The sequence below is a fragment of the Nostoc sp. NMS4 genome, from assembly GCF_017115095.1.
In the GTDB taxonomy this organism is placed as follows: Bacteria; Cyanobacteriota; Cyanobacteriia; order Cyanobacteriales; family Nostocaceae; genus Nostoc.
This window is the reverse complement of the sequence record NZ_JABXKI010000072.1, coordinates 1-9,333: the sequence shown is the minus strand read 5'-3', so window position 1 is coordinate 9,333 and position 9,333 is coordinate 1. Positions and strand designations below refer to the sequence as shown.

At 41.8% G+C, this 9,333-nt stretch carries 12 protein-coding genes, 1 tRNA gene and 1 other annotated feature; of the genes, 10 read left to right on the top strand and 3 right to left on the bottom strand.

The window, feature by feature from the left end; genetic code table 11:
• Positions 1-125: 125 nt before the first annotated feature.
• Positions 126-1,070: a glycosyltransferase family 2 protein gene (locus tag HWQ37_RS03735; RefSeq protein WP_292743948.1), complete on the bottom strand. Its 945-nt coding sequence runs from the start codon at positions 1,068-1,070 to the stop codon at positions 126-128.
• Between the two features lie 153 nt (positions 1,071-1,223).
• On the opposite strand from HWQ37_RS03735, the gene rplS reads away from it, so the two are divergent.
• From rplS to rplL, 8 genes are all read left to right on the top strand, one after another.
• On the top strand, positions 1,224-1,586 hold the full coding sequence (gene rplS / locus HWQ37_RS03730) for a 50S ribosomal protein L19 (RefSeq protein ID WP_196527330.1): 363 nt from the start codon (positions 1,224-1,226) through the stop codon (positions 1,584-1,586).
• A 155-nt stretch (positions 1,587-1,741) separates the two neighbouring features.
• A tRNA-Trp gene (locus tag HWQ37_RS03725) sits at positions 1,742-1,814 on the top strand.
• 187 nt (positions 1,815-2,001) lie between these two features.
• Positions 2,002-2,223, top strand: a complete 222-nt coding sequence (secE, locus tag HWQ37_RS03720; protein ID WP_292743945.1) for a preprotein translocase subunit SecE — start codon at positions 2,002-2,004, stop codon at positions 2,221-2,223.
• Positions 2,223-2,876: a transcription termination/antitermination protein NusG gene (gene nusG / locus HWQ37_RS03715; RefSeq protein ID WP_292743942.1), complete on the top strand. Its 654-nt coding sequence runs from the start codon at positions 2,223-2,225 to the stop codon at positions 2,874-2,876. Before secE ends, nusG begins: the two co-directional genes overlap by 1 nt.
• 6 nt (positions 2,877-2,882) lie before the next feature.
• Positions 2,883-3,308 (top strand): 50S ribosomal protein L11, encoded by a 426-nt coding sequence (gene rplK / locus HWQ37_RS03710; RefSeq protein WP_292743940.1) that lies wholly within the window; start codon positions 2,883-2,885, stop codon positions 3,306-3,308.
• 123 nt (positions 3,309-3,431) lie between these two features.
• Positions 3,432-4,145 carry a 50S ribosomal protein L1 gene (rplA, locus tag HWQ37_RS03705; RefSeq protein WP_292743937.1) on the top strand — a complete coding sequence of 238 codons (714 nt, stop codon included), beginning with the start codon at positions 3,432-3,434 and terminating at the stop codon, positions 4,143-4,145.
• A 70-nt stretch (positions 4,146-4,215) separates the two neighbouring features.
• Positions 4,216-4,383, top strand: a sequence feature (ribosomal protein L10 leader region).
• Between the two features lie 63 nt (positions 4,384-4,446).
• On the top strand, positions 4,447-5,067 hold the full coding sequence (gene rplJ, locus HWQ37_RS03700; RefSeq protein WP_292743934.1) for a 50S ribosomal protein L10: 621 nt from the start codon (positions 4,447-4,449) through the stop codon (positions 5,065-5,067).
• 93 nt (positions 5,068-5,160) lie between these two features.
• Positions 5,161-5,547: a 50S ribosomal protein L7/L12 gene (gene rplL / locus HWQ37_RS03695; protein ID WP_292743931.1), complete on the top strand. Its 387-nt coding sequence runs from the start codon at positions 5,161-5,163 to the stop codon at positions 5,545-5,547.
• Between the two features lie 103 nt (positions 5,548-5,650).
• Here rplL and HWQ37_RS03690 read toward each other — a convergent pair whose 3' ends face one another.
• Positions 5,651-6,301 (bottom strand): Uma2 family endonuclease, encoded by a 651-nt coding sequence (locus HWQ37_RS03690; protein WP_292743928.1) that lies wholly within the window; start codon positions 6,299-6,301, stop codon positions 5,651-5,653.
• 188 nt (positions 6,302-6,489) lie between these two features.
• On the opposite strand from HWQ37_RS03690, the gene HWQ37_RS03685 reads away from it, so the two are divergent.
• A complete protein-coding gene (locus tag HWQ37_RS03685) occupies positions 6,490-6,960 on the top strand; it encodes a hypothetical protein (RefSeq protein WP_292743925.1) in 471 nt (156 codons plus the stop codon).
• Between the two features lie 263 nt (positions 6,961-7,223).
• Here HWQ37_RS03685 and HWQ37_RS03680 read toward each other — a convergent pair whose 3' ends face one another.
• Positions 7,224-8,120 carry an SPFH domain-containing protein gene (locus tag HWQ37_RS03680; RefSeq protein WP_292743922.1) on the bottom strand — a complete coding sequence of 299 codons (897 nt, stop codon included), beginning with the start codon at positions 8,118-8,120 and terminating at the stop codon, positions 7,224-7,226.
• Positions 8,121-8,834: 714 nt separating this feature from the next.
• Between HWQ37_RS03680 and HWQ37_RS03675 the strand changes: the two genes are divergently transcribed.
• Positions 8,835-9,200, top strand: coding sequence for a DUF2237 family protein (locus HWQ37_RS03675; protein WP_292743919.1), 366 nt, complete (start codon positions 8,835-8,837; stop codon positions 9,198-9,200).
• Positions 9,201-9,333 lie beyond the last annotated feature (133 nt).

Below are 9,333 nucleotides of genomic sequence, written 5' to 3'. Positions count from 1 at the left end.
CATCGTTACATTCTTTACACGGTCTTGTTTTCAGCCTTGTTTGTCGCCCCGTCAGCGAAAAGTGAGGACTAAAGTCCTCACTTAAAAATAAATTTTTTATTCTGGGTATTTTGCCAGACATCAGATTACGACTCAATCAATACCAGTTTACGAACCTGAGAATTGTTCCCCTGAGAGCGGCGTGATGAGGCAGCTGTTAGCAAAAACTTCCAAGATTGAGGAGAAAGTATAGACGGGTCGATCATTGAAAGAAAACTCTTGAGATTTTTTTGCTTCAGTGCGACTAAAATCCAATGAAGTTTCAGGTAATTTTTTATATCCTGAAAAAGAGGAATCTTTGAGCGATGTTGCTCATTTACCAAAGCGTAAATTTTCTCCTTCATCAAAATATTTGTCGCCAACCGCCGAGACAAAGAAAACTTTTGATTATACGCACCCGGCCAGATAGTCCGGTAAGCAAGACACTGGTTGAAGAAAATAGCATCGCCAAACTGAGCAATCCGAATCCAGGAATCGATGTCATCACAGTTAGCATCGAGTGTGGAGTCCCAACCACCAGTCTGTAAAAAAGCATCACGTCGGCAAGCTACTTGTACAGGTGTGCCAAAGGGTACAAGCTCTAAAAGCATACCGTAGTGAATATCAGCTTGTGGGATATAAAAAGCTAAACCGGGGCCAACTTGGGGAGTGCGAGAAAGTTCAACTTCATTACCATCCACCTGAGCGGCCACACAAGAGCAGATTACAGCATCGGGACGAAGTGCGATCGCTTTGGCCATCTCTTCTATGCAGTTAGGCGCTAAATAATCATCATCATCTAAAAACTTTATCCAGTCGCCGCTAGCTTTGGCAACTCCCGCATTTACAGTTGCTGCATGACCAAGGTTTACTTCGTTACGGTGGTAAACAACCTTGTCCCCTAAGCTTTTGAGATAGGTTTGGGTGTCATCAGAAGAACAATCGTCGGCAACAACCACCTCGCACTCGATTGTTTGGTTACGAGCCGAATCAATTGCTCTTTGCAGCAAATTCAAGCGATTATAGGTACTGATGACGACGCTAAATTTCATAAATTTCACCCCTGTGGTACAGCATTCTGCAATATAACTTTGATATGCCGGCTGTTGTATCAGTAAAATTATCAATCCTAACCAGTAGACTGAAATAGGATTATCGATTTATCATTGATGATCGTGAGTTTTTTTTAAGCAGACAGAAAGACTATGAACGCTCAAGAGATTATCCGCTCCATTGAAGCGGAACACATAAAATCCAATCTGCCCGACATTTATGTGGGCGATACTGTAAAAGTAGGAGTAAAAATCAAGGAAGGCGAAAAATACCGCGTACAACCCTACGAGGGAGTAGTGATTGCCAAGCGCAATGGTGGCATCAACGAAACTATTACAGTCCGTAAGGTTTTCCAAGGCGTGGGCGTTGAGCGGGTATTTCTGTTGCATTCTCCCCGAATTGACAGCATCAAGGTATTACGTCGCGGTAAAGTCCGCCGTGCTAAACTGTATTATCTCCGCGATCGCGTAGGTAAAGCAACCCGAATCAAGCAACGGTTTGACCGCCCTTTGTGATTCATTCTGCAATCATTATGGGAGAAATCTCTTTTCTTCAAGCGGCATCTGCCGCTAACTTGTTTTTCAGGGCAAAACTAAGGTATGATATAAATCTCATATTGCGTTAAACTAAAATCTAGTTCAGCGCAATCACTGGATGAAAAACAGCTTGTGCGCTCTTAGTTCAGTTGGTAGAACGCAGGTCTCCAAAACCTGATGTCGGGGGTTCAAGTCCTCCAGGGCGCGCTCAAGAGCAAAAAACAAAGCCCGAAATAATTACGCAGCTGCTAATATGGCAGTTAGCGCTAATAATTTCGGGTAAACTTATTGTATTTGTAGTTGTTTTGCTTCCAGTAAGTAAAATAGAGTCGAAACTGCAAAGCTAGATGACAATTAAACAGGATCTAGTATAAGAAACGGGGGATAAACGGTCGTGGCCAAAAAAAGTGAAGCAGAATTGCCAGAAACCACAAACGGGTTTAGCTTTGGCAACTTCATACAGGGAACCAAAGAAGAACTTGAAAAAGTAGTTTGGCCCAGTCGGAAACAGATAGTGAGCGAATCCGCCGCTGTGTTGTTAATGGTGGCACTCTCCGCATCTTTGATATACTTGGTCGATGGATTGTTTGGTTGGGCAGCAAAACAGGTGTTCTAATGAGTTTTGCAACAGATGAACCACGCAACTCAATGTTGCAGTCAGAGGAAACAGCAGAAGCAGCAGAAGCGGCAGAAGCAGCGTCAAAAGAAGCACGCTGGTATGCAGTACAAGTAGCTTCAGGCTGTGAGAAGCGTGTAAAAACTAACTTAGAACAACGCATTCAAACTTTTGATGTCGCTGACAAAATTATCCAGGTAGAAATTCCGCAAACGCCAGCGGTGAAAATCCGCAAAGATGGCAGTCGTCAGCATACAGAAGAAAAAGTTTTTCCTGGCTATGTGCTGGTGCGGATGATGATGGATGATGATACTTGGCAGGTGGTACGTAACACCTCTCATGTAATTAACTTTGTCGGTTCAGAACAAAAACGTGGTGGTAGCAGCAAGGGTCGCGGTCATGTGCATCCCATACCATTGAGTGCTTCAGAAGTTGAACGTATATTCAAACAAACCAGCGAACAAGAAGCTGTTGTCAAAATTGACATGGCTACTGGTGATAAGATAATGGTGCTTTCTGGCCCATTTAAAGATTTTGAAGGTGAGGTGATTGAAGTCTCTCCAGAACGGAGTAAACTTAAAGCCTTGCTATCAATTTTCGGCAGGGATACACCAGTAGAATTGGAATTTAATCAGGTAGAGAAACAGAGCTAAATACAAATGGCGAAGAAAGTAGTGGCGGTCATTAAACTGGCCTTGAATGCTGGAAAAGCCAACCCAGCACCGCCAGTTGGGCCCGCCTTGGGTCAACATGGTGTCAACATCATGATGTTTTGTAAAGAGTACAACGCCAAAACAGCAGACCAAGCTGGAATGGTGATACCTGTAGAAATTTCGGTTTTTGAAGACCGGAGTTTTACATTTGTACTCAAAACGCCACCCGCATCAGTGCTGATTCGGAAGGCGGCGAAAGTTGAAAAAGGCTCGAATGAACCCAACAAAAAGAAGGTTGGGTCAATTAGCAAAGCCCAATTGCAAGAAATAGCCCAAACGAAACTCCCCGACCTTAATGCCAACGACATTGAAGCGGCAATGAAGATTGTGGCAGGAACGGCTAAAAATATGGGCGTAACAATCACGGATTAAGTCATTGGTCATTGGCTATTGGTCATTAGTAACTGACTAAGGACAAATAACAAAAGACAAAGGACAAAAAACTAAAAATTATCGGGGGAGAGGCGAGGCTTCGGAATTACCCCAGGAGAACAAATGCCAAAAATATCGCGTCGTTTGCAAGGATTGCAAGCAAAAGTAGAAGACAAGGACTATCATCCTTTAGAGGCTTTAGCCCTTCTCAAAGACACAGCAACAGCTAAATTTACCGAAGCTGCGGAAGCGCATATCCGGTTGGGAATTGACCCCAAGTATACAGACCAACAGTTGCGGACAACGGTAGCACTGCCTAAAGGTACTGGACAAATCGTTCGGGTGGCGGTGATTGCCAGAGGCGAAAAAGTAAACGAAGCAAGCATTGCTGGTGCTGATATCGTTGGGTCAGAAGAACTGATTGACGAAATCCAGAAAGGTAGAATGGATTTTGACAAGCTGATTGCCACACCCGATGTGATGCCACAGGTAGCAAAACTGGGTAAGTTGCTTGGTCCGCGTGGTTTAATGCCATCACCCAAAGGTGGAACCGTAACATTTGATTTAGGAAGTGCGATCGCAGAATTCAAAGCAGGTAAATTAGAATTCCGGGCCGATCGAACTGGTATTGTCCATGTTATGTTTGGTAAGACAACCTTCTCGCCTGAAGATTTGTTAGTCAACCTGAAGGCATTGCAGGAGACGATTGACCGTAACCGTCCTTCAGGAGCTAAAGGTCGTTATTGGCGCACATTTTATGTGTCAGCCACTATGGGGCCATCAATTAAAGTTGATATCAGTGCCCTACGAGATTTGAAACTGAGCCAAGCAGCTTAATTTTTAGTCATTAGTCATTAGTCATTTGTAAAGACAAAGGACAAAGGACGAAGGACAAATGACAAATCACAAAATTAAATAGGCAAAGCCGGAGACAGCAGGTGCTAATAACTTAATATCCTGCCGAGGTTAAAACTCTAATTGTCAAAATTACCACCCATCAAGGTGTGATAACTATGGCATCACGAGTCTTACTACTCAACCCCGGCTATATTAGCTGGGGTTTGTTCTTTGGGTTCAGTTTGAGAAAAAACACACAACTAGGGCACTTCCCCGATTGTTTTAAGGAGGTGAGATTGGAATGGGTAGAACACTAGAAAATAAAAAAGAGATAGTAGCTGACCTCAAAGAAACTTTGAGTCAGTCAACTCTAGCACTGGTAATTGACTATCAGGGGCTAACAGTTGCTGAAATTAGCGATTTACGGCGGCGGCTACGTCCTAGTGGCACTGTTTGTAAGGTGACGAAGAACACTTTAATGGGCATTGCCATTAAAGATGATGAAAAATGGCAGCCTTTGTCAGAATTGCTCAACGGTGCTTCCGCCTTTTTGCTGGTAAAAGAAGATTTTTCATCGGCAATTAAGGCATACCAAGAATTCCAGAAAGTCAGCAAGAAGACAGAACTTCGTGGTGGTGTACTGGAAGGTCGCCTACTCAAAGAACCTGATGTCAAGATACTCGGAGACTTGCCATCTAAGGAACAACTCATCGCCCAAATCGCTGGGGCTATCAATTCCTTGGCTACCAAGATTGCTGTGGGTATCAACGAAGTTCCTGGTTCACTGGCTCGTGCTTTCCAGGCTGTGGCCGACCAAGAGCAAAGTGGTGGTAGCACTGAAAGCGCTGCTGTCGAAGATAAAGATAGTAGCACCGAAACCACTGCTGAAGCTGATAGCAGCACAGAAACTGCTGCTGAATAGACTTCGTGGTTCATCAGTCAAAAGTCAAAAGTCTATAGTTAAAGACTAATGACCGATGACAAATAAATAATCAAAATTACAGGAGTTATATCAATGTCTGCTGCAACCGATAACATTTTAGAACAACTAAAAACTCTCTCTTTGCTGGAAGCTTCTGAGTTAGTCAAGCAAATTGAAGAAGCTTTTGGCGTGAGTGCTGCTGCACCTGTTGGTGTAGCATTCGCAGGTCCAGGTCCTGCTGCTGCTGTTGAGGAAGTTGTTGAGCAAACCGAGTTTGAAGTGATTCTCGAATCAGTCCCTGCTGATAAGAAGATTGCCGTGCTGAAGATTGTCCGGGAATTGACCGGTTTGGGTCTGAAAGAAGCTAAAGACTTAGTGGAAGCTGCGCCCAAGGCAGTTAAAGAAGGTATTGCTAAGGATGCTGCCGAAGATGCTAAGAAGCGCATCGAAGAAGCTGGCGGTAAGGTGACTGTTAAGTAGTCACAATTTTGTTAACCTTTTTTATTAAGGAGCCTAACTTAGGCTCCTTTTTTTATATAAGATATTACAATGCTCATTTGTTGTTAAAAGAACAAGGGTTGGATTAAGTTGGGTTGATTTGCTTTCTTACCCATTGACGAAATGCTCTAAGCGTTGGACTTCTACCTAAAGTTCGGCTCTGTTCGACAAACTGGGGAATTACTTCAACAATGGGCAAGTTGGGAAAAGTAGAACTAATTTCAGACTCAATGTATTTGCTATCTTGAAGAATATTAATTTGTAGCTTGCCATTTTCATATCGCCACAGTTCAGGAACTCGCAATGCTTCGTAAGCATCCAGTTGAGTTTTGGAAGTAACATCAACTTCAATTGCAAGGTCAGGTGGCGGGTCAACCTTCAAGTCTATTCGCTCTTTACCAATCATTTGAGCATGATTTTGAATGTAGAAACAGTCATCAGGCTCTACACCAAAAGCCATATCTTCACGTTTAAAGGTGGTTGAGCCAAATGTTTCACAGTCAATTTCTAACTCTTCCAACAGAATTTTCACCAAATCGCCAATGATGACTTTGGCTTTCTCATGCTTTGGTAATGGCATTCTCATCTCCAAAGTTCCCTGGTTGTAAGCCAATCGAGTAGCTCGATGGTCGCCAAGTTCTTCTAAAATTGCCTCAAATTCTTGCCAGCTAACATCGTGGAGTATTACTCTATGTCCCGGCGGAACACTTAATTGTCGTAATTGAAGTGTTACCATTACTTACATTGAAATTTTAAATTGAAGCTTGCAAAAGCCAATATGAGACTATCGTAGCAAAAAATAATATTTTACTATCAAACTTTTGATTTATGATATGTGCAAAAAGGAAGTTTTGTTACTTTAGCAAGATTTTAGGGAAAACTATAACTGAAGCTTCTCTATTAAAACAAGATTGAGCAATAGTTATGGATTTAAATGGATTAATTTGGACTAAAAACGTAAAACCTATAGATGGTGAACATTGGGCTTATCAAAGCATACTTACTATACATCCAGAATTAAAGATTTTTGCTATACATTGGAGAAATTTAGAAAATAAAGATGAGATAAATGCCAAGACTCCACAAGAAGGTGAACTGATGATTTTAAGACAACGTAGCAAAGTAACGCACGTTGTTCAAATGCTGAATAAGCAACTTTATCCTGATGGAAATGCTGGAGATGAATTTAATATTTATCGTCTTGTCCAAGTGATTTGGATGACGAATGATTGGGATCATCCTCCAGATCAGAGTAAAGTATTTGATTGTGCAATTAACTTCCCTCCCAATGGAAAAGCAATAAGATTGGAAAAAGTACGAGCATTTCAAGAACGATGGAGTACAGAAGGATTAGGATTTCAACAGCACGTCCAAAGCGTATTAAATATTCATTAACAAAAAGTCCTGCACTTTTAAATGCAGGGCTTTGATTTCAGACAAATCCAAAATTACTTGCCGTTGCCGTTACTACCATTGCTATTGCTGTGAATGACACGTTTGGCGAGTTTTTCTGGCATTTCTTGGAGATGGTCATATTGCCAGTTGAAGGAACCAACGCCCAAGGTGAGCGATGCCTACGCACCTTACTAGCAAATAATACATAGTATATAATTCATACAATTAAAATTTTGTCAAGCCATTGACCCGATCGAAAAATTTTAGGGCTTTGAGGTTGCTGTTTCTGGCTGGATCATAATAGGGACTGCGCCTTTTTCAGAACCAATAATTACCAGCTTAGAATTATTAGATTGAGCTAGCTTTTCTGTGGCTTCGATCGCTCGCAATTGTAGCACTTGGTTGGTAAGTCCAGCAGAGATAATTTTTTGGGAATCAGCTATGCCTTGCGCTTCAATACGCTTTCGTTCTGCCTCTTGACGCTCTTTCTCTAAAACAAATTTCATCTGCTGATTTTCTTGCTCTGTCTTGAGTTTGTTTTGGATTGCAGCTTGTAGAGTATCAGGCATTTTGACGTTCCGTAAAAGAGCTTCCTCAACGATGAAACCTAAAGCTGGTATCTCTTGGGTAAGTTGTTGGTCAATTTTTTGGGCGATTTCTTGGCGTTTGGTAGAGTAAATAGCACTGGCTGGGTAGTTTGCTGTGATGGCGCGGACGGTAGAGCGGAATCTGGAAATAACTAGTTGTGTTTCATCAGTTCCAATTGTTTTATATACTGTAGCTGCCTTTTGCGGATCGAGCTTGTACTGAAGACTGACATCAAGATTTAGGCTCAAACCTTCTTGGGATGTTGCATCTACATTTTCCTTTACATCCTTAAGGCGAGTAGAAAAATTCAGCACTTTGCTAAAGGGGTTAAGCAAGTGGACACCAGGGTTAAGAGTAGTTTCGGAAACTTCACCAAAGAAATTGACGACACCGACACTACCAGGTGGGACAATCACCAAAAGCCTAGAAATAGAATTCAGTACTGCAATACTGCCAATCAATATCATAATTGTGCGTATTGCTAAACGTGACCTTTCACCAGATATCCTAGCTGTATTGAGATAGACGAGAATTGCAATTAGGCTAGTTACAAGGGAGACTATAAAGCCCATGAGTTTTTCTGTGTAGTTAAGACAAATGTACTTAATCACATAATTCCCAAATGCTTTTATAAAACTAATACCATTTCAGGAAGTTATACCAATCCAATTAATGATTGCAACACATCCTTGGTAAAGACGCGATGAATCGCGTCTCTACAGATGGTCTATTTGTCGCATTCTTTTTTCAAATTGGTATTAGCGGTTTGCAAATCCTTTTATAGATTGAAAAAGATTCCCAGCTTTTCTCAGAAGTCAGGAATCTTAGCCTTGGTGCGATGCCTATGACAGGCATTGCCTACGCACTGACCAAATATTAGTGTATAATGTAACGCATACATTATATAAAATTTAAATTGTGTTGAGTATGGGAATAATAGCTTTGTATATTACCGCTATTCTAAAAAAATTAACCCTCAGCTTACCACTGAGGGCTTTTTTTGTTTGGCAAAATGGCATATCTGTAAATTAGAGGGTTGCTATGGTATTGGAGTAGGATACATTCCATGCGAATAGTACTGACTTGCATTACCCCTGGTAGTTAGCCAGGGGTTTTTATTTAAACTGAGAGCGATCGCTCTTAAATATTCTGGTTTAATATAAGTGATTTTAGAATTCCCTGGTTTTGGGAATTAATTAGCGATCGCAATTTTAATTCAACTAGGGAACTGACAATAAATATAAGCTTATTATATCAAGTGGAAAAATCAAGTACAACGATTAACGATGACAGACGCTAAAAATGTAATCGATGGAAACCTAGAGGTTTGCTGTACTTCTCCCGTGACTGGGTTTTACCGCGACGGTTTTTGTCGTACAGGTGGTCAAGATTTCGGGTCGCACGTTATATGCGCCCAAGTGACATCAGAATTTCTAGAGTTCACCAAATCACGGGGAAACGACCTCAGCACACCTGCTCCTGATTTTAATTTTCCTGGATTAAAGCCTGGCGATCGCTGGTGTTTGTGTGCTTCTCGCTGGCAAGAAGCTCTAGAAGCTGGCGTTGCTCCACCCGTAATCCTTTCAGCAACCCATGCTAGAGCCTTGGAGGTGGTTTCTCTAGAAGAACTGAAAAAACATACTTTAAGTTAGTCTTGACTGGGTATTGGGCGTTGGGAGTGCTGAGTGCTGAGTGCTGAGTTAGGAGTTAGGAGTTTTATTTATCTCCCTTGTCTCCCTTGTCTCCCTTGTCTCCCTTGTCTCCCTTGTCTCCCTTGTCTCCCTT